We start from the raw sequence: 18,897 nt of genomic DNA, 5'->3' as shown, positions 1-18,897 counted from the left end.
CAGCGAGGAGACCTCCCATGACGAACATCCATGCATCGACCCGGCGCCTGCGCTGGGCCCTCGCCCCGATCGCACTGGCGCTGCTGGCGGCGTGCGGCGGCGGCAACACCGGTGAAGACGACGGTGCGCAGGCGTCGGCCTCCGACGACAGCGCGCAGGTGGCCGACGCTCCGACCGACGACGTGTCGGTGGCGCGCGAAGCTGCGCAGGCCATCACGCCGACCACGTTCCGCCACCCCGGCATCTTCCTGACGCAGGCGCGGCTCGACAGCTTCAAGGCCGCGCAGAACTCGGCCAACCCGAGCGTGCTGAAGACCGGCTACCAGGTCGTGATGAACGACTCGCGCAGTGCCTACACCTACTCGCACAAGGCCTTGTCCAACGTGCAGGTGGTGGGCAGCGCGATCGGCGACCAGGAGGCGCGCTTCAAGAACGATGCGCAGGCGGCCTACCTGAACGCGCTGCGCTGGGTCAAGACCGGCGACGCACGGCACCGCGACAAGGCGGTGGCGATCCTGAACGACTGGGGCAGGACCTTCCGCAGCTTCTCGGTGGCTTCGGGCACGAACGCCGCCCAGGTGCAGCTCGAGGCGGCGTGGATGCTGCCGGTGTGGGTCAGCGCGGCCGAGATCATCCGCCACTACAACAACGGCGAGGCCGGCTGGGCGCAGGCCGACATCACGACCTTCAACGGCTTCATCGACCGCCAGTACACCGAGGCCGCGAAGGCGCGCACCCGCGTCAACAACTGGGCGGTGTCGGCCGGTCTCGCGATGATGGCCGCCGGCGCCTACCAGGACAACCCGACGCGCTACGCGGCCGGCCTGCAGCGCGTCACCGAGATGATCCCGCTGTCGGTCTTCTCCAGCGGCGAGGTCAACGAGCTGAAGGACCGCGACTGCACGCACCCGCAGTACAACCTCGAAGGCCTGGCGCAGGCCGCCGAGATCGCGGTGATCCAGGCCGGCGACACCTCGGTCTGGCTGTGGAAGGCCTCGGGCGAGACGACGCCGCGGCTGGCCAAGGGGCTGGAGTACATGGCGAAATCGCTGCAGAGCGGCAGCGGCGTGCGCAACTGCAAGGGCCAGCACCTGGAGGCCGGCTACATGGACATCGCGGTCAACGGCTACATGAACCGCGGCGTCGCGATCCCGAACTTCCAGGCGCTCGCGAAGGCGCGCCGCCCGGACGGCGGCTCGATGCAGTTCCTCGGCTTCACGACCGCCACGCACGGCCGCGACGACTACTGATTCGCGATCGACACCATCGTCGATTGCGAAACAGAAACGCCCAAGCCCCAAGCTCCAGACTATGATCCGAGCCAATTCGGTAGTCTGGGGCAGGTGCAATCAGTGGGCACGATCAAGGATGTGGCGCGTCTGGCAGGCGTCGGTGTCGCCACGGCATCGCGCGTGATTTCGGGCAAGGGACCGTTCTCGGCCGACTCGGCGTCGCGCGTGCAGGCGGCGATCGAGCAGCTGGATTTCCGGCCGTCGCGGATCGCGCGCGCGCTGTCGATGAAGAGCACCAACGCGATCGGCGTCTACGTGCCCGATTTCAAGGGCCCGTTCTACGGCCCGATGCTGCATGCGATCGACATGGAGCTGCGCGCGCTGGATCGCCACATGGTGATCGCCAACGGCCACGGCGGCGAAGACGTGCGCGAGCAGGCGCTGAGCGGCATCGAGTTCCTGATGGACCGGCAGTGCGAGGGCATGCTGCTGACGACCTATGCGCTGCGCGATGCCGACATCGTCGGGCTGAAGCGGCGTTTCCCGAACCTGGCGGTGGTCAACCGCGACGTGAAGGGCATGCGCAGCCAGTGCTTCACGGTCGACCACAAGACCGGCGGGGCGCTCGCGGCGCGCACGCTGCTGGAGCACGGGCACCGCCGCATCGCGGTGATCGCGGGGCCGTCGGGCGCGCCGGACAACCGGCTGCGGCTGCAGGGCTTCTTCGACACGCTGGCCGAGGCCGGCATTGCGCGCGAGTCGGTGCCGACGATGACCGGCGATTTCGCCGCCGAGAGCGGCTGGGCCGGCGCCGACCAGCTGCTGGCCGACAAGGCCCGCTTCACCGCGCTGTTCTGCTGCAACGACCAGATGGCGATGGGCGCGATGTCGCGCCTGCAGTCGGCCGGCCTCACGGTGCCGGGCGATGTGTCGGTGATGGGCTACGACGACACCGACATCGCCGCGTGGCTGTCGCCGCGCCTGACGACGATCCGCATCGTCGTCGGCGACATGGGGCTGAACGCCTGCCGGCTGCTGTCGAACATGTGCTTTGGCACCGACCTGCCGGTGTCGCGCGAGTTCGCCCCCGAGCTGATCCTGCGGGATTCGCTGGCGAGGCCGAAGAAGGGCTGAGTTCAGAGGGCCGAGGCGTGCAGCCTGAAGCCCAGGGCCTTGGCCACCTTCAGCACCGTGGCGAAGCTGGGATTGCCTTCGGCGCTGAGCGCGCGGTACAGGCTCTCGCGACTCAGGCCGGCCTCCTTGGCCACCTGGCTCATGCCTTTGGCTCGGGCAATGTCGCCCAATGCCCGTGCGATGCCCGCAGCGTCATCCGGCGCTTCCTCAAGCCAGGCATCGAGGTACGCAGCCATCTCTTCCGGCGTTCGCAGATGCTCGGCCACGTCGTACGGCGTCGCCTTCGTGCGGACGGGCTTCTTCGACGGGATCTTGGGCATGGCAGGCTACTCCTCAAAATGCGTCGATAGGCCTCCGTCTTCTCGACACGCATCGCGGGAATGTAGCCCATGGGCTACGGATGTCGAGCCCCACAGAGCGCTCACGGGGACAGACTGCCGCCCGCGAGCGGCCAGGCCATCGTGTCGCTGCCGCTCCGTCTGACAGACCGCCCAGTCGTTCACGGGGATACCGCCGCGGCGCTGTGGCCTGGAAAAGCCCGCAGTGGTAGACTGCGTGCTTCCTCCTGGCGCGTGTCGGGCGGCCTGTCCCGCGGGCTGCATCCTCTGACGGCATCGACGCCCCAACTCCCGACCGACGCTGCAGCAGCCGTTTCCGATGGCCCTTGCAAGCCGGTCGCGCCCTAGAAAGAACTGCATCAAGACCTCGATCGAAATCGGCAGATACCTCGTCTCGCCATTCAGCCATTCCCGCAGCGACGGCCGCCACGAGGCCGCCGTCTCCATCCGCAGCGGCCACGGCAGCGCCACCCACGACCGGGTCATGCGCTTCTCGCCGCTCTTCCAGACCGCACGCGCCGCATTGCGCTACGCCACCGACCAGGGCCTCGCCTGGGTCGCGGGCCGCAGCGTGGCCGTGCCATCCCCGTCCAACCCCTAAGGAGTGTCCTCATGGCCAAGGAAGAACTGATCGAAATGAGCGGCGTCGTCAACGAAATCCTGCCGGACTCGCGTTTTCGCGTGACGCTGGAGAACGGCCACAAGCTGGTGGCCTACACCTCGGGACGCATGCGCAAGCACCACATCCGCATCCTGGCCGGCGACAACGTGTCGCTGGAAATGTCGCCGTACGACCTGAGCAAGGGGCGGATCACGTTCCGCCACCTCGGCCGGCCGCCGCAGCAGAACCGCTGAGCAGAACCGCTGAGGTTCTGCTCGCCCTCAGGGGGCCGCCGTCTTCGCCTTCTCGGTGTCGGCGGCAGCCGCCTTGGCCAGTTCGTTGTAGACCATGGTGAACAGCGCGCCCACGTCTTCGATCTTCGTGCGTGACACCCCGGGTGCCGGGTTGGTGATCAGTGCGGCCGTGATCGTGGCGGCGGGTTGCAGCAGGAATTGGTTCATCTGGGTCTCGACAAGTTGAGGCCCATCGTAGCCGCCATGCGTCCGTCCGGACGCAATGGCCCTGCAAAGAGCACCGCCCGTGAGCGCGGTGGTCGCCAGAAGGCGGCTCGTTGACCGGCTCTTCCCGCTCGATCCCTACTCGCTGAAGCTCATCCCGAGCGCCGCGGCCGAGCGCTTCATGCGCTCGATGCGCTGCGCCAGTTGCTCGACCTCGCGCTGCTGCATCTCGTCGAGCGAGCCCATCAGCGCCTGGAAGCGGTCGAGGTCGTCGTCGGCCTCGAACAGCACGCCGTCGTCGGTGAAGGTCAGCTTGGCGCGCCGCTCATCGATCAGCTCGCAGACCTGTTCCGCCGCGGCGATCCAGCGGTCGCGGTTCTCGTAGAACTCGCGCTGCGCGTTGAACTGCCATTCGAGCATCGGCACGATGCGGTCGCGCTCGGCATCGCGCACGGCTTCGGGCAACTCCTCCAACGCCTTGGCCATCTCGCCGGCGAACGCCACCATCAGCTTCTGATACGCCTGCCGGTGGGTCGCGGTCAGCTCGCGCAGCTCTTCGAGCGTCGCGATCGAGGTGGCGGTGCCATCGGGCGTCGACAGCCGCTCGGGCATCAACACCTTGTCGAGCTCCAGCTCCGCCTGCCGCTGGTGGTAGGCCTTCGCCACCTGCATGCCGATGTGCGAGTAGCGGCGGGCGATCTGGATCAGCGGTGCTTCGGTCGTCGTCATCCGCGCATTCTCCCAGCTCGGTCAGCCCTCGGCATCCGGCCGCCCGCCGCCGCGCGCGATCCAGGCATCCACCCGCTGCTCCAACACCGACAACGGCATCGTGCCGCTGTCGATCACCACCGCGTGGAAGTCGCGCAGGTCGAAGCGACTGCCCAGCGCCTTCTGCGACCGCTCGCGCAGTTCCAGCAGCTTGCGCTTGCCCAGCAGGTAGCCGAGCGCCTGGCTCGGGTTCGAGAAGTAGCGGTCGACCTCGCTGGCGGCGTTGGCCGGCTCGAGCCCGGCCTGCCGGATCATGTAGTCGACCGCCTTCGCGCGCGGCCAGCGGTAGGCGTGGATGCCGGTGTCGACCACCAGCCGCGCCGCACGGAACAGCTGCGCCTGCAGGTGGCCGTAGTGCTGGTACGGGTCGCGGTACATGCCGAGCTCGAAGCCCAGCGATTCGGCGTACAGCGCCCAGCCTTCGCCGTAGGCCACGTTCCAGCCGCCGCGGCGGCGCCAGTCGTGCAGCCCTTCGATCTCGGCCGCGCGGGCGGTCTGCAGGTGGTGCCCCGGCACCGCTTCGTGCATGAACAGCGTCTCGACCTCCCACGTCGGCTCGCTCGCATAGCCACGCGCGTTCACCGTGAAGTAGCCGGGCGTGCCGAGCTCCAGCGAGCCCGGCGTGTAGTTGGCCGCGGTGCTGCTGGCCGATTCCGATGCCGTCATGCCACGCACCTGGTACGCCATGCGCGGCACCGTGTGGAACAGCTTCGGCAGCTGCGGATCGATGCGCGCCGACATCGCGCGGAAGCTCGCCAGCACCGCTTCCTCCGACGTGAAGAAGAAGCGCTTGTCGTGGCTCACGCGGTGGATGAAGGCCTGCGTGCTGCCCTTGAAGCCGGTCTGCCGCGCCACCTGCGCAATCTCGCGCCGCAGCCGTGCCACCTCGCGCAGGCCGAGCGCATGGATCTTGCCGGCGTCCAGGTCCTGCACGATGCCGGTGCGGATCAGGAAGTCGTAGTACGCGTCGCCGCCCGGCAGCGCCGACAGGCCGACGTCGACCGGCGCCTTCGGCCGGTAGGTGGTCGCAAGGAACTCGCGCAGCCGACGCAGCGCCGGCTGGTAGTCGTCGCGCACCGCGGCGCGCGCGGCCTGCAGCAACCCGTCGCGCTGGTCTTCGGGCACCGCTGGCACGAAGGCCTTGAACGGTTTCAGCAGCACGCTGTCGTTGGCATTGGCCACCAGGTGCGCGTCGATGCCGGCGATCACGCGGTCGACCACGCCCTGCGGCTGCACCCAGCCCGACTGCAGGCCGAGCGCGAGGCGCTGCTGCACCTGCTCCGCCATGCGCGGCACCGCCTTCACGCGCGCGGTGAAATCGCGGTAGTCGTCGGCGCCGCGCATCGGCGTCATCTGCGCGGCCAGCGGCATCATCGACTGGATGCCCCACAGCGTCGTCAGCACCAGCTCGTTCGCGTGCACGAACTGCTGCGATTCGACGGCGCTGCGCATCTTGACCAGCAGCAACTCGCGCGACACTCGGTCCTGCCCGTGCAGGCCCGCCGGGTCGATCGCCTGCACGCGCGCGAGGGTGTCGCGCTCGTAGGCCTGCCGGCGCAGCTTCTCGGCGTCCGACAGGTCCGGGAGCAACGCGTTGTAGCCCGGAATGCCCAACACCGTCGCCCACATCGGCTCGCGGCGGAAGTTCTCGGCCAGGTCGGCATCGAGCAGGCCGCGCAACACGGCGGCCTCGTCCGCCGGCGCTGCGGAAGCCGCCGCGTCGGACGGCACCGCCGGTTGCGCCTGGAGGGGGCCGGCCACGGCGATCAGCACCGCCAGCATGGCAGGCTGCGCGGCACGCAGCCAGGTCGTCGCAAAAGTCATCGTTGTCTTCTCCCGGGTCAGGTCGATGGAAATAGCCTCATGGGCTGCTGTCGGAAGCCGCCGGGGCCGCGGGTGGCGGCGCCGGCTCTTCGTTGGAAGGCGGTGTCGATGGAACGCTCGGTTGCGGCCGCGGCGCAGGCCGGTCGCCCGGCGCCTTCGGCACCCCGGTCTTCGGGTCCAGGCCCATGCCGTTGAGGATCTGCCCGAGCTCCTCCGAGGTCTTGGGCGGCTGGTCGTCGCCGTTCGCCGGCTCGAGACTGCCGCCCTCGCCATCGTTGGCGCCCTCGGGCGCCGACGCGGCCGGCTCGACCGGCGGCACCGGCACGCGCGGCGGCGGGAAGCTCGCCTTCGGGTCGACCAGCCCCTTCTTCTGCGCATCGCGGAAGAAATCGCCGACCAGCCGCACCGCGTTGTGCCCGCCCTGGCCCCACCAGCTGCTGCGCAGCGTGACCCGCGCATCGTTGAAGCCGACCCACGCGCCGGCCACCAGTTCCGGGTGCATCAGGATGAACCAGCCGTCGGTGTTCTTCTGCGTGGTGCCGGTCTTGCCGGCCAGGTCGCCGGTCACGCCGAAGCGGCTGCGGACCTGCGTGCCGGTGCCGCGCGCGATCACGCCGCGCATCATGTCGATCAGGTCGGTCGCGGCCTCGGGCGACATGCCGCGGCGCGGGGCCTCGCCGAACTCGGCGATCACCCGCCCCGTGCGGTCCTTGATGCGCTTGACGAACACCGGCTTGTGCACGCTGCCCACCTGCGCGATCGACGCATAGGCGTTCACCATCTCCAGCAGCGTGACCGGGCTGGTGCCGAGCGCGAGCGACGGCACCGGCTCCAGCGGGCTCTGGTCGACGCCCAGCGATTTCGCGAGCGCCACCACGCGCGGGATGCCCACCTCCTGCATCACTTGCGCGGTGATGGTGTTCTTCGACAGCGCCAGGCCGTCGCGGATCGTCATCGGCTCGCCGGTCGAGCCCGACATGTCGGTCGGGCGCCAGACGGAGCCGCCCATCGTGACCTCGACCGGCCCGTCGACGAAGGTCCGGTCGGGCGTCAGCCCGGCCTCCAGTGCCGCGCCGTAGACGAAGGGCTTGAAGGTCGAGCCGGGCTGGCGCTCGGCCTGCGCGACGTGGTCGTACTGCTCCTGCGCGAAATCGCGGCTGCCGACCCAGGCGCGGATCTCGCCGTTGCGCGGGTCCATCGCGACGAAGCCGGCCTCCAGCCGCGTCTTCTGCGCCTTCAGCCGCGCCATGAACGGCGCATCGCCGCGCAGCTTCTCCAGCGCAGCCTCCGGGCTCGCGCCGCCGTCAACCGCCTTCTTGAACTCTGGCGACTCGCGCACGAACGCGGTGACCAGGTCGCGCCGCCCGGCCCAGAGAAAGCCGAAAGGCTCGGACTTGCCGAGCAACTTCGCATAGGCCTCGGGCGCGGTCGCCACCGCCGGCAGCGCCGGGCGGCTCCATTCGGTGTCGGCGACCTGCTGCAGCGCATCGGCCTGCACCTGCACCGCGCGCTCCGCCTCGGCCTGCAACCGGCTGTCGAGCGTGGTCTCGATCACCAAGCCGTCGGCGTACAGGTCCTCGTCATGCTCATCGGCCCAGTCGAGCAGCCACTTGCGCGCATAGGCCGCGAAGTGCGGCGCGGTGGCCGGGAAATCGGGCTGGCGGCTCCAGTGCAGTTCCAGCGGCTGCGCGCTCAGCGTGCGCAATTGCTCGTCGGTGATCGCCTGCGCCTTCGCCATCTGCGACAGCACGACGTTGCGCCGCGCGAGCGCGCGCTCGGGGTGCTGCACCGGGTTGTAGTAGTACGTGCCCTTCAGCATGCCGACCAGCGTCGCGCTCTGCAGCACGTCGAGCTCGGCGGCCGAGGTGTCGAAGTAGGTGCGCGCCGCCATCTCGATGCCGACCGCGTTGTACAGGAACGGCGCGGTGTTCAGGTAGGCCTCGAGGATCTGCGTCTTGTCGTAGACGCGCTCGATGCGCATCGCGGTGACCCATTCCTTGGCCTTGCGGTGCAGGTTGCGAGCGCGCCCGACTTCGTCGGGAAACAGGTTGCGCGCCAGCTGCTGCGTGATCGTCGAGCCACCCTGCATGTCGCCGGCCGCGCTGTGCAGCACCGCGCCGACCGAGCGGACGAAATCGATGCCGCGGTGCTCGTAGAAGCGCTTGTCCTCGGTCGCGACCAGCGCCTTCACGACGAAGGGCGAGACCTTGTCGAGCGTCAGCCGCTCCTGCTGCGCGCGCCGGAAGCTCGCGATCTGCTGGCCGTCGGCCGACAGCAGCACGCTCGGCTGCTGCGCCTGCACCTGCTTCAGGTCGTCGACGCTGGGCGTGATGCGCAGCAGCACCACCACGTAGATGCCGAGCGCGATGGCCAGCACGCCGGCGCCGAGTGCCGACCACAGCCCGATGCGGCGCAGCCGCTCGCGCCAGGCGGGCTCGGGTTCGAAGCCGGGCACGGTGGGCAACGGGGCGGGACGGGAACTCGACATCGGGATCCTTCGGACAACGGGCGGGCGCCGGGCACCAGCGGGCAAACGGCGGGCCAGGGAGGGGGGAGTCTATGCAATGTCCCGCCCGAGGCCGTTTCGGCATGTTGCTTCTATAGTCTCGGCTCCCCCCGCTGCAGGACCGCCCCATGAACGGCCAGACCCCCCGCCACCTGCTCGCCCAGGCCGCGAGCGACACCGACCCGCTGGAGACGAAGGAGTGGCTCGACGCGTTGCGCGCCGCCGTCGCCGAGGGCGGCAGCGAGCGCGGCCTCTACCTGCTGGAGCAGCTGGAGGAGCAGGCGCAGCAGCTGGGCATCGTGCCGCACGTGCAGCCGTATTCGGCGTACCGCAACACCATCCCGCTGGAGCGCCAGGGCCATTACCCGGGCGACCTGGCGATCGAGGAGCGGCTGACCGCGATCACCCGCTGGAACGCGCTCGCGATGGTGGTCCGCGCCAACCAGGCCTATGGCGAGCTGGGCGGCCACATCGCGAGCTATGCGTCGGCGGCCGAGCTCTTCGAGATGGGCTTCAACCACTTCTTCCGCGGCGACGACAGCCGCACGCCGGGCGGTCGCGATGCCGACCTGGTGTACTTCCAGCCGCATTCGGCGCCGGGCGTCTACTCGCGCGCCTTCCTCGAAGGGCGGCTCAGCGAGGAGCAGCTCGCGAACTACCGCCAGGAGGTCGGCGGCCACGGGCTGTGCTCGTACCCGCACCCGTGGCTGATGCCCGAGTTCTGGCAGTTCCCGACCGGCTCGATGGGGCTCGGCCCGATCAGCGCGGTGTACCAGGCGCGCTTCATGCGCTACCTGGCGCACCGCGGGCTGGCCGACACCGCGCCGCGCCACGTCTGGGGCGTGTTCGGCGACGGCGAGATGGACGAGCCCGAATCGATCGCCGGCCTGACGCTCGCCGCGCGCGAGCAGCTCGACAACCTGACCTTCATCGTCAACTGCAACCTGCAGCGCCTGGACGGCCCGGTGCGCGGCAACGGCCAGATCATCCAGGAGCTCGAATCGCTGTTCACCGGCGCCGGCTGGAACGTCGTGAAGGTGCTGTGGGGCTCCGACTGGGATGCGCTGTTCGCCCGCGACACCCAGCACGTGCTGCTGCAGCGGCTGGCCGCCACCGTCGACGGCCAGTACCAGACGCTGGGCGCGAACGACGGCGCCTACAACGTCGAGCACTTCTTCCGCCAGGACCCGCAGGTGCAGGCGCTGGTGGCGCACATGGGCGTCGACGAGATCGATGCGCTGAAGCGCGGCGGGCACGACTTCCGCAAGCTGCATGCGGCCTTCGCGTCGGCACGCGCGCACAAGGGCCGGCCGACGGTGATCCTCGCGAAGACCAAGAAGGGCTTCGGCATGGGCGGCGTCGGCGAATCGCGGATGACCTCGCACCAGGCGAAGAAGCTCGACATCAGCGCGCTGAAGGCCTTCCGCGACCGCTTCGCGCTGCCGCTGTCCGACGACGACGTTGCCGCGCTGCGCTTCTACAAGCCGGCCGACGACAGCCCCGAGATGCAGTACCTGCACGAGCGCCGCCGCGCGCTCGGCGGGGCGCTGCCGGCGCGCAAGCCGCAGGCGCCGGTGCTGCCGGTGCCGGCGCTGTCCGGCTGGGGCGGCTTTGCGCTGCAGGCCGACGGCAAGGAGATGTCGACGACGATGGCCGCGGTGCGCATGGTCGCCGGGCTGCTGAAGGACGAGGCGCTGGGCCCGCGCATCGTGCCGATCGTCGCCGACGAGGCGCGCACCTTCGGCATGGCGAGCCTGTTCCGGCAGATCGGCATCTACTCGCCGCACGGGCAGCTGTACGAACCGGAGGATGCCGGCTCGATGCTGTCGTACCGCGAAGCGCGCGACGGCCAGCTGCTCGAGGAGGGCATCACCGAAGCCGGCGCACTCGCGTCGTGGATCGCCGCCGGCACCTCGTACAGCGTGCACGGGCTGCCGATGCTGCCGATGTACATCTACTACTCGATGTTCGGCTTCCAGCGCGTCGGCGACCTGATCTGGGCGGCCGCCGACCAGCGCGTGCGCGGCTTCCTGTTCGGCGCCACTGCGGGGCGGACGACGCTCGGCGGCGAAGGCCTGCAGCACCAGGACGGCAGCAGCCTGGTGATGGCCGCGATGGTGCCGAACTGCCGCGCCTGGGATCCGGCGTTCGCCGGCGAGGTCGCGGTGATCGTGGACCATGCGGCGCGCCGCATGCTGGAGCAGCAGTGCGACGAGTTCCACTACGTCACGCTGATGAACGAGAACTACGCGCAACCGTCGCTGCCCGACGCGGCGCAGGCCGACCTGCTGCGCGGCATGTACCGGCTGCAGGCGCAGGCGGTGAAGAAGGCGGCCGGCAGCGTGCGGCTGCTCGGCAGCGGCGCGATCCTGCGCGAGGTGATCGCCGCGGCCGAGCTGCTGGCCACCGACTGGAAGGTCGCGAGCGAGGTGTTCAGCGTGACGAGCTTCAGCGAGCTGGCGCGCGACGCGCGCGCGTGCGACCGCGCCGAGCGGCTGGGCGGCGCGCCGGCCGCCTCGCACGTCGCGACGCTGCTGAAGGGACACGACCCGGTGATCGCCGCGACCGACTACGTGCGCGCCTGGCCGCAACTGATCGCCGAATATGTCGACGCGCGCTACGTGACGCTCGGCACCGACGGCTTCGGCCGCAGCGACACCCGCCAGCAGCTGCGCCGCTTCTTCGAGGTCGACCGCCACCAGGTGGTGCTGGCCGCGCTGCAGGCGCTGGTGCGCGACGGCACGCTGGAGCGCCCGGTGCTGGCGCAGGCGGTGGCGAAGTACGGCGTGGACGCCGCGGCACAGGCGCCGTGGCAGGGCTGACCGTTCAGGACATCGCATGACGGCGTCATCCGGCCCACGGGGGACCGAGGCGCCCGGCATCCAGCGGCTTCTCCATGATCGCCAGGTGGAGGCCGCGGTACGGCGGCGGCACCGCATCGTTCGCCGAGGTGGTGCGCTCCCCCACCCACCGGAAGCCGAAGCGCGCGTAGTGGCGGATCAGCGCGGCGCTTTCCGCCCAGGTGTCCAGGCGCAGCCTGCCCAGGCCCAGGCGCAAGGCCTCCGCCTCGCACCAGGCCAGCATGGGGGCGAACAGCTGCCGTCCCTTCCAGGCCTGCCCGACGATGATCCGGTGGATGTAGCGCGCCGACGCCGGCGCCATGCCGTCCCAGATCTCGCGGTCCATCGCGGACGGCGGGCAGAAGCTGAAGATGCCCGCCACCTGGCCGTCGAGCACGGCGACGTGCTGGCTGCGCGCGGCGATGTCCTGCTCGACCACGCCCAGGTCGAGTTCCCGCCACGAAGGATGTCCGCCGGCGCGCTGGAACGCGATGGCTTCGGCGTAGAGCGCCTGGATTGTGGGGATGTCGTCGAGGCTTGCAGGCCGGATGTGCATGGAGGTGTCGAATGAAGCCGAGGAATCCCCCACTGTCGTCAACGCGCCGGCCGGCGTCTTGTACCGCTGTAGACGGCATCGCCGCGCCGCAGGTCGCGTCGGACTGGGTGCGCTACCGCCCCGCCGGCATGCCGGGGGTGACGCTGATGCGAGCGCATTTCACCGACCATGCGTTCGAGCGGCACAGCCATGCGGAGTACGGCATCGGCGTGACCTGCAGCGGCGTGCAGACCTTCAATTGCCGCGGCACGACACAGACCAGCACGCCGGGCGACGTCATCTTCCTGAACCCCGACCAGGCGCACGACGGGCTGCGCGGCAGCGCCGGCGGCTACGGCTACTGCATGCTGTATGTCGACACCGAGGTGCTGCCGGGCCTGCTGGAGCCGGCGGCCGGGACGCAGGGCAGCCGCCACTTCCGCGACGCGGTCGTTCGCGACCCGCAATTGGCCGCTGCCCTTCACCGTGCGATCGGGGCTACGGAGCAGCCGCAGGAGTCGATGCGGGCCGAAGCGCTGCTGACCGGCGCGTTCGTGCACCTGCTGCTGCGGCATGGCGAGTCGGCCCGGGCGGCGCTGCCGCCGGTGGGGGCCGGGCTGAAGCGGCTGCTGCGGGTGCGCGACCACATCCGCGAGCACGCCGACCGGGACCTGTCGATCGGCGTGCTGGCGCGCGATGCCGGAGTGTCCCGCGTCTACCTGAGCCGGGCGTTCGCGCAGCATTTCGGCGTGCCGCCGCACCTGTACCTGAATGCCGTCCGGCTCGCGAAGGCGCGCGCGTTGCTGCTGCACGGCACCCCGCTGGCCCAGGTAGCGGCCGAGGTGGGCTTCGCGGACCAGAGCCACTTCACGCGGCGGTTCAAGGGCGCGACCGGGCTGTCGCCCGGGGCGTGGCTGCGGCAGATGCGCCGCTGAGGCCGTGCGAGCGGCCTCAGACCGGCGCGTCGGTCCGGGGATCCCGCAGCACCAGCGACGGCGGCCGCCACATCGGCAGGTCGGCGTCGCGCAGTTCCTTCAGCACGCGGAACAGCAGCGCGCTCTTCACCGCATACGACTGCCGTGGCGACACCACGTAGCCGGTCGCGTTGAACACCAGGTTGCCGTTGTCGAAGCCGTCCAGGAAGACCTTCGGCTCCGGCGTGTCCAACACCTCGTCGTGCTGCCTGAAGGCCTGCAGCAGCAGGTCGCGCACCCGTTCGGTGTCGGTGTCCAGCGGCATCGGCAGCTTGATCTGCACCAGGCCGAGCGGGCTCGCGAGCGTCACGTTGCGCACCGTCTTCGTGATGAACTCGGAGTTCGGCACGATCACCGTCGAGCGGTCGCCCATCTGGATCTCGGTGGCGCGCACGTTGATGCGGCGGATGTCGCCTTCGATGCCGCCGAGCGCGACCCAGTCGCCCACCTTCACCGGCCGCTCGGCCAGCAGGATCAGCCCCGACACGAAGTTCGACACCACCGCCTGCAGGCCGAAGCCGATGCCGACCGACAGCGCGCTCGCGATCCACGCGATCTTGTCGAGCGCGAGCCCGATGGCCGACAGCCCGAACGCGATCGCCAGCACCGTGCCGACGAAGCCGAACAGCGTGGTCGTCGAGCTGCGCATGCCCGCGTCGAGCCGGGTGGTCGGCAGGAAGCTGTTCGTCAGCCAGCGCTTCAGCGCGCGCACCGCCAGCATGCTGAGGCCGAACACCAGCAGCGCGCGCAGCACCGCGATCGGCCGCACCTGCAGCTCGCCGACCGCGACGCCGACGTCGAGCTGGCCGAGGCGCTGCCACAGGTCGCCCGGGCCTTCGCCGAACGGCGCGAGGATCAGCACCAGCGCGACCAGCAGCACCGCCAGCTGCAGCCCGCCGGCGGCGATCACCGCGACCTGGTTGCGCAGGTGCGACGGCGACACCGCGGCGTCCGACTGCGGCTCCATCGCACCGTCCGGCTCTTCGGCATCCGGCCCGGTGACCGGCGGAGAGCGCACCCAGGTGTCGAACACGTCGGCCACCAGCAGCGTCAGCAGGTAGGCCGTCAGCGAGACGACGAACACCCAGATCACCTGGCGCGCGACGAAGCCGCCGAGCGCCACATAACCGATCACGATGCAGACGACGCTCGCCACCAGCGCGAGCCACACGCCGGTCAGCATCAGCGAGACCCACAGCGGCCGGGGCAGCGCATCGAGCGGCGATTCCGGCTCGGCCGCCCGGGCGGCCAGCGCGGCGCGGCGCAGCCGCTCGCCGTGCCGCAGGCTGCGGCCGACGACGAAGGCCAGCACCAGGGCGTAGACGCAGTTGATCGCGACCTCGGCGGCCAGGTCGGCCTGCACCAGCGCCGCGAGGCGCTGCAACAGCCAGCCGCACAGCGTGACGCTGCCGATCACCGCCGGCTGCCAGCGCAGCGCGCGTGCCAGCGCATCGGCCATCGGCACGAGCCGCCAGGCGGGCTGGTCGGCCGACAGCAGCGCGCGCCCGAGCCCGGCCAGGTAGGACGAGAACAGCACGGCGCCGACGAAGCTCGTCAGCAGGCCGTGCAGCGGTTCGGGCGTCGGGCGCTGCCAGTTCAGCCCGAGCATCAGGCCCCATGCGATGGCGCCGGGCACCAGCATCCACAGCAGCGTCTGCGCGAGCGCGTACAGCGTGCGCCGCACGCGCGCGGCCGGCGAGTGGGTGGCCGCGAGCCGCGCGACGAGGCGGCCGAGCGCGATGCGCAGCGCGATGCCGATCAGCGCCACACCCAGCCACGCGAGCCACGCGGCGGCCGACATGCGCGCGAATGCGGCGGCGAGCTGGCCCTGCCACGGCGAGTGCGGTACGCCGTCGGCGCTGAAGAGATCGCGCAGGTCGTGCCAGAACGAGGTGCTCAGCAACGCATCGGTGCGCTCGAACAGGTGTGCCTGGAAGCGCGAGCGCCGTTGCTTCGCGGCCTGGTCGGCGAGCTGCAGGCTCTCGACCGACAGCAGCCGCGCGAGCTTGATGCGTGCGTTCAGCGCTTCGGTGGTCTTCTGCAGGCTGCCGCGCTGCGTGGCGACATCGCTGTCTTCGCGCGTGCCCTCGGGTGCGGCACCGAGTTCGGTCAGCCGTGCCTGCGCGCGGGCGAGGTCGGGGGCCTGCGTCTGCGCGATCTGCTCGGCGCTCTGCTGGACTTCGAGCAGCGCATCGCGCATGGCGACCAGCTCGGCATCGGTGCTGTCGCCTTGCAGGCGCTTCTCGATCGAATCGACGCGCTGGCGGGCCGCTTCGAGCGTGACGTCGGGGTCGTCGGCGGGCTGGGCCTGCGCCATCGCGGCGCCCAGCACGAGCAACAGGATTGCCAGCAGTCGGCCTCGCATGCCTCGGGATCCTTTCGTGTCCGGATGGAGCCGCCGATCCTGCCATCGGGGCAGCGGCTTGGCAAACACGGGGGGATCGGTTCAGAAACGGAACGAGAGGCCGACGCCCCATTGGAAATCGGGCGTGTCGCGGGTCAGCCCGCGCGACGCGCTGAGGTCGAGCTGCAGCGAATCGTTGACCAGGTACGTCGCACCGAAATCGAAGCTGACGACGTTGCCGCCGTGCGCCCGGCTCGCGAGCCGCTGCGCGGCGATCTCGACGAAGCCGTGCCAGGCCGGCGACCAGCCCTGGCCGAGCGTCACCGCGAACATTCCGGCGGCGAAGCGCGAACCGTCGTCGGCCTTGTCGGCGACGACGCCGGGCATCACGCCGACGGCCATGTCGTGCGGCAGGTCCCATTCGGCGACGAAGCGCAGCGACGGCCGCAGGCCCTGGCCGCGGAACGCGGCGGAGCCGGTGTCGAGGTCGACGTGCGCGAGCCAGGCCATGCCCGGCGTGCCGCGGGCCTCGTCGCCCTGCTGCGTGCGCCACTTGATGCCGATCGAGGTGTCGGCCGTGCCGCGCTCGGTCTGCGAGCTGCCGGTCGACAGGTCCTGCACGCGGCTGCGCAGCAGGCCGTCGGTCTCGACGCGGAATTCCATGTCGTCGCGAAACCCCAGCCGCAGCAGCGTCGGCGTGCTGCGCATGCGGGTCTTCAGGCCATCGGCCTCGTTGCGTTCGAAGCCGACGCCGGTCTCGATCTGCACGCGGCCGCGGCCGACGACGTCGCTGGATTCGACGAAGTCGGGGCGGTCGGTGGTGAGCGCGTCCGCGGCATGGGCCTGCGGCACCGCCAGGGCACCGACCAGCACGGCGGTGGCGAGGGCCGCCGCCGGCACCGGCGAAAGAATGGCTGCTGTCATCTCGTCTCCCGGCGAAAGCATCCCGCACAGTCCATGCTATCCGGCAACGCCGCTCAGCGGAACTGCCTCGGCACCGGCGACCCCCAGCTGGACGTCGAACGCGCGTTCGGCCAGCCACAGCACCGCGACCAGCACGATCGCCGCCGAACCGCCGCGCAGCAGCACCTGCCGGTAGAAGCGCGTCGTGCGCAGCGCCCAGACGCACGACACGAAGACGGCGACGATCGCGAGCTGCCCCGCTTCGACGCCGAGGTTGAAGCCGAGCAGCGGCAGCGCGAGCGCGCCTTGCGCGAGCCCGGCGTCCTTCAGCGCGCCGGCGAACCCGAAGCCGTGCACCAGCCCGAACGCGAAGGTCAGTTTCCAGCGGCCCTCGCGCACCATCGGCACCAGGTTGTTCAGCGCCGCGAACACGACGCTGGCCGCGATGATCGATTCGACCCAGCGCGACGGCGGGTTCACCAGGTCGAAGGCAGCCAGCGCCAGCGTGATCGAGTGCGCCACGGTGAACGCGGTGACGACGCGCAGCACCTCCGCCAGCACCGGCGCGAGCCGCGGCGAGGCCAGCACCGCCGGCAACAGCAGCGCGAGCAGAAACAGGATGTGGTCGCTGCCGATCAGGATGTGGTGCACGCCTTCGCGGACGAACCCGGCGAAGGCGGGCCCGGCGGCGGCGGCGCCGAAGCTGCGCGGCTCGGCACCGGGCACCAGCACGGCGGTTTCGTCGCGACCTGGCTGCTGCACGCGGACGATGCCACGGTGCGTCGGATCGCTCTGTGCGAACAGCCGGTAGACGGGCGTCAAGGTCCCGACCGGCGCGGCGCAGGTCCAGCGCCGCGTCAGCACCGCATAGCGGCCGTCGCTGTGCTCGTCCAGTTGCGGCACGCCGGCGGCACCGGGCACGCAGGGTGCGCCGTCGGCCTGCATGTCCAGGCCTTGCAGCGACAGCCGGTCGATGTCGGCCCAGCGGGTGCGCACCTCGCGCCAGCTGAGTTGGCCGTCGTCATCGGCATCGAGTGCAAGCTCGCGGTCCAGGTCGCGCAGCGCGATGTCGAAGCGCTGCGTGACGACGGCGCCATCGACCTGCAGGTGGACGTAGGCGTCGCTCGGTTTGTGGGCCTGCGCGACGAGCGGCAGCAGCCCGAGGCCGACGATCAGCAGCAGGCGCGCGTTCATTCGCCGCTCCCGGCCAGCGCCTGCAGCCGCGCATCCTGCCAGCCGGCGTCGCGGATCAGTTGCCACACCGGCTGCGCCGCCTGCGGCTGCTTCGCCGCCAGCGCGGCGCGCACCAGCAGCAGCGCATCGGCCGGTTCCTTCTGCACGACCCAGTTCGCCTGCGCGCTCGCCAGCGCGGCCGGCGCGTCGCCCCGCAGGTCGAGCTGGTAGCGCGATTGCTCGCGGCCATGGCTGCGGTCTCCGCGCAGACGCGCGGCATCGAAGCGTGCCGCCAGCGTGGCGATGGCCGGCGCCGCGCGTGGGTCGGCGCTGCGTTTCCACGCGATCGCCAGGCGCAGCAGCAGCGCATCGGCATCCTCTCGCCCGGCCAGCAGCGAGGCGACCTCGCGCTCGCGGTGCTGCGCCAGCAGCCAGTCGGCATACGCCGCCAGTGTGTACACATCGGGCGATGACGACGCGGCGATCGCGCGCCGGTACAGCACGCCGGCAGCAGCAGCGTCTGCGCTGCGCTCGGCCAGTTCGGCCCGCACGAGGGCGAGCCAGCCGGCGTCGACGTCGGGCCGCTGCGCGATCTCGGCCAGCGCGGCCGCTGCCTGCGCGGCCTGGCCTTGCAGGCTCATCAGTTCGGCGCGGCAGACCTGCGCCGGCAGCCGCACGGCCGCGCCGAGGTCCGCGTAGTGCGCACCCAGCAAGCGCTCGCAACCGGCATCGGCCTCGCGCCAGCGGCCTTGCACCTGCAGCACCGAGGCGCGTGTCAGCTCGGCCTGCGCCTGGATGGCCAGCGGCACCGGCTGCGGGCCGGGTTGCAGCAGCGCGTCGAGGTCCTGCAGCGCCGTGTCGAAGTCGTGCTGGCTCTGCCGCACGATCGCGCGCAGCAGGCGCACCGGCGCCGGCGGTCGCAGCTCGTTCCACCACGGGGCCAATGCCGCCTGCGCCTGGCCGAGTTCGCGCGGGTCGCCGTCGCGGCGGGCGCGTGCGATCGCGTCGCGTGCCAGCCGCGTCGCCAGCGACAGCTCGGCCGGGTGCCGGCGCAATTGCTCGCGCAGCGCGCGTTGCTGCCGGCGCTCGGCAGCATCGCCGATGCGGACCGGCAGGCGTTCGACGAGGGTGTCGTCGCCGGCCGGAATGAAGGGGGCGGCGTGGCACAGCGCGGCATGCAGCAGCGCGACCGGCCACCACCGGAAGATCGAGTGGAACATCGTCACCTCGGTTGCAGCCCGGATGCCGGATCCGGGGATCGTCATGA

Annotated in this window: 16 protein-coding genes; 6 read left to right on the top strand and 10 right to left on the bottom strand. The window is 70.9% G+C overall.

Translation table 11 applies throughout. The features are described from left to right. The first annotated feature begins 17 nt into the window (after positions 1-17). Together ASC98_RS11375 and ASC98_RS11370 are read left to right on the top strand one after the other, a co-directional pair. On the top strand, positions 18-1,250 hold the full coding sequence (locus ASC98_RS11375) for an alginate lyase family protein (protein ID WP_056804180.1): 1,233 nt from the start codon (positions 18-20) through the stop codon (positions 1,248-1,250). Positions 1,251-1,352: 102 nt separating this feature from the next. Continuing rightward, positions 1,353-2,366, top strand: a complete 1,014-nt coding sequence (locus tag ASC98_RS11370) for a LacI family DNA-binding transcriptional regulator (protein WP_056804177.1) — start codon at positions 1,353-1,355, stop codon at positions 2,364-2,366. 2 nt (positions 2,367-2,368) lie between these two features. Here ASC98_RS11370 and ASC98_RS11365 read toward each other — a convergent pair whose 3' ends face one another. After that, entirely contained in the window at positions 2,369-2,686 is a 318-nt protein-coding gene (locus tag ASC98_RS11365) for an addiction module antidote protein (RefSeq protein WP_056804174.1), read from the bottom strand. A 337-nt stretch (positions 2,687-3,023) separates the two neighbouring features. On the opposite strand from ASC98_RS11365, the gene ASC98_RS11360 reads away from it, so the two are divergent. Together ASC98_RS11360 and infA are read left to right on the top strand one after the other, a co-directional pair. Further along, the gene (locus ASC98_RS11360; RefSeq protein ID WP_056804172.1) at positions 3,024-3,305 is read left to right on the top strand and encodes a hypothetical protein; all 282 of its coding nucleotides are present in this window, start codon (positions 3,024-3,026) and stop codon (positions 3,303-3,305) included. Between the two features lie 11 nt (positions 3,306-3,316). Then, positions 3,317-3,559 carry a translation initiation factor IF-1 gene (infA, locus tag ASC98_RS11355; RefSeq protein ID WP_047501667.1) on the top strand — a complete coding sequence of 81 codons (243 nt, stop codon included), beginning with the start codon at positions 3,317-3,319 and terminating at the stop codon, positions 3,557-3,559. A gap of 27 nt (positions 3,560-3,586) precedes the next feature. On the opposite strand, the gene ASC98_RS11350 is transcribed toward infA, so the two are convergent. The 4 genes from ASC98_RS11350 to ASC98_RS11335 all read right to left on the bottom strand — a co-directional run bounded on the left by ASC98_RS11350 (position 3,587) and on the right by ASC98_RS11335 (position 8,843). Then, on the bottom strand, positions 3,587-3,766 hold the full coding sequence (locus tag ASC98_RS11350) for a hypothetical protein (RefSeq protein ID WP_056804169.1): 180 nt from the start codon (positions 3,764-3,766) through the stop codon (positions 3,587-3,589). 135 nt (positions 3,767-3,901) lie between these two features. After that, a complete protein-coding gene (locus ASC98_RS11345; protein ID WP_056804165.1) occupies positions 3,902-4,492 on the bottom strand; it encodes a hypothetical protein in 591 nt (196 codons plus the stop codon). A 21-nt stretch (positions 4,493-4,513) separates the two neighbouring features. Next, entirely contained in the window at positions 4,514-6,355 is a 1,842-nt protein-coding gene (locus ASC98_RS11340) for a DUF885 family protein (RefSeq protein WP_056819961.1), read from the bottom strand. Between the two features lie 37 nt (positions 6,356-6,392). Then, positions 6,393-8,843, bottom strand: a complete 2,451-nt coding sequence (locus tag ASC98_RS11335; protein WP_082541827.1) for a penicillin-binding protein 1A — start codon at positions 8,841-8,843, stop codon at positions 6,393-6,395. Between the two features lie 146 nt (positions 8,844-8,989). On the opposite strand from ASC98_RS11335, the gene mdeB reads away from it, so the two are divergent. After that, on the top strand, positions 8,990-11,683 hold the full coding sequence (gene mdeB / locus ASC98_RS11330) for an alpha-ketoglutarate dehydrogenase (RefSeq protein WP_056819957.1): 2,694 nt from the start codon (positions 8,990-8,992) through the stop codon (positions 11,681-11,683). A gap of 25 nt (positions 11,684-11,708) precedes the next feature. On the opposite strand, the gene ASC98_RS11325 is transcribed toward mdeB, so the two are convergent. After that, positions 11,709-12,257: a GNAT family N-acetyltransferase gene (locus ASC98_RS11325; protein WP_056804151.1), complete on the bottom strand. Its 549-nt coding sequence runs from the start codon at positions 12,255-12,257 to the stop codon at positions 11,709-11,711. An 11-nt stretch (positions 12,258-12,268) separates the two neighbouring features. Here ASC98_RS11325 and ASC98_RS11320 point away from each other — a divergent pair, with 11 nt between their 5' ends. Next, the gene (locus ASC98_RS11320) at positions 12,269-13,171 is read left to right on the top strand and encodes an AraC family transcriptional regulator (protein ID WP_082541826.1); all 903 of its coding nucleotides are present in this window, start codon (positions 12,269-12,271) and stop codon (positions 13,169-13,171) included. A 16-nt stretch (positions 13,172-13,187) separates the two neighbouring features. Here ASC98_RS11320 and ASC98_RS11315 read toward each other — a convergent pair whose 3' ends face one another. The 4 genes from ASC98_RS11315 to ASC98_RS11300 form a co-directional block, all read right to left on the bottom strand. Further along, positions 13,188-15,575, bottom strand: coding sequence for a DUF3772 domain-containing protein (locus tag ASC98_RS11315; RefSeq protein ID WP_056804148.1), 2,388 nt, complete (start codon positions 15,573-15,575; stop codon positions 13,188-13,190). 81 nt (positions 15,576-15,656) lie between these two features. Further along, entirely contained in the window at positions 15,657-16,478 is an 822-nt protein-coding gene (locus ASC98_RS11310) for a transporter (RefSeq protein WP_082541825.1), read from the bottom strand. 36 nt (positions 16,479-16,514) lie between these two features. After that, positions 16,515-17,651, bottom strand: a complete 1,137-nt coding sequence (locus ASC98_RS11305) for a HupE/UreJ family protein (protein ID WP_056804145.1) — start codon at positions 17,649-17,651, stop codon at positions 16,515-16,517. Then, on the bottom strand, positions 17,648-18,895 hold the full coding sequence (locus ASC98_RS11300) for a hypothetical protein (protein ID WP_056804142.1): 1,248 nt from the start codon (positions 18,893-18,895) through the stop codon (positions 17,648-17,650). Before ASC98_RS11300 ends, ASC98_RS11305 begins: the two co-directional genes overlap by 4 nt. Positions 18,896-18,897: the final 2 nt, after the last annotated feature.

Origin of the sequence: Rhizobacter sp. Root1238 (genome assembly GCF_001425825.1) — a bacterium.
In the GTDB taxonomy this organism is placed as follows: Bacteria; Pseudomonadota; Gammaproteobacteria; order Burkholderiales; family Burkholderiaceae_C; genus Rhizobacter.
This window is presented reverse-complemented; position numbering and strand designations above follow the sequence as displayed.

Excerpts from the sequence above, each read along its gene's own strand:
- ASC98_RS11375 (WP_056804180.1), top strand. The coding sequence starts at position 18 with ATGACGAACATCCATGCATCGACCCGGCGCCTGCGCTGGGCCCTCGCC.
- ASC98_RS11365 (WP_056804174.1), bottom strand. The coding sequence starts at position 2,686 with ATGCCCAAGATCCCGTCGAAGAAGCCCGTCCGCACGAAGGCGACGCCG.
- ASC98_RS11360 (WP_056804172.1), top strand. The coding sequence starts at position 3,024 with ATGGCCCTTGCAAGCCGGTCGCGCCCTAGAAAGAACTGCATCAAGACC.
- infA (WP_047501667.1), top strand. The coding sequence starts at position 3,317 with ATGGCCAAGGAAGAACTGATCGAAATGAGCGGCGTCGTCAACGAAATC.
- ASC98_RS11350 (WP_056804169.1), bottom strand. The coding sequence starts at position 3,766 with ATGAACCAATTCCTGCTGCAACCCGCCGCCACGATCACGGCCGCACTG.
- ASC98_RS11345 (WP_056804165.1), bottom strand. The coding sequence starts at position 4,492 with ATGACGACGACCGAAGCACCGCTGATCCAGATCGCCCGCCGCTACTCG.
- ASC98_RS11340 (WP_056819961.1), bottom strand. The coding sequence starts at position 6,355 with ATGACTTTTGCGACGACCTGGCTGCGTGCCGCGCAGCCTGCCATGCTG.
- ASC98_RS11335 (WP_082541827.1), bottom strand. The coding sequence starts at position 8,843 with ATGTCGAGTTCCCGTCCCGCCCCGTTGCCCACCGTGCCCGGCTTCGAA.
- mdeB (WP_056819957.1), top strand. The coding sequence starts at position 8,990 with ATGAACGGCCAGACCCCCCGCCACCTGCTCGCCCAGGCCGCGAGCGAC.
- ASC98_RS11325 (WP_056804151.1), bottom strand. The coding sequence starts at position 12,257 with ATGCACATCCGGCCTGCAAGCCTCGACGACATCCCCACAATCCAGGCG.
- ASC98_RS11320 (WP_082541826.1), top strand. The coding sequence starts at position 12,269 with ATGAAGCCGAGGAATCCCCCACTGTCGTCAACGCGCCGGCCGGCGTCT.
- ASC98_RS11315 (WP_056804148.1), bottom strand. The coding sequence starts at position 15,575 with ATGCGAGGCCGACTGCTGGCAATCCTGTTGCTCGTGCTGGGCGCCGCG.
- ASC98_RS11310 (WP_082541825.1), bottom strand. The coding sequence starts at position 16,478 with ATGACAGCAGCCATTCTTTCGCCGGTGCCGGCGGCGGCCCTCGCCACC.
- ASC98_RS11305 (WP_056804145.1), bottom strand. The coding sequence starts at position 17,651 with ATGAACGCGCGCCTGCTGCTGATCGTCGGCCTCGGGCTGCTGCCGCTC.
- ASC98_RS11300 (WP_056804142.1), bottom strand. The coding sequence starts at position 18,895 with ATGACGATCCCCGGATCCGGCATCCGGGCTGCAACCGAGGTGACGATG.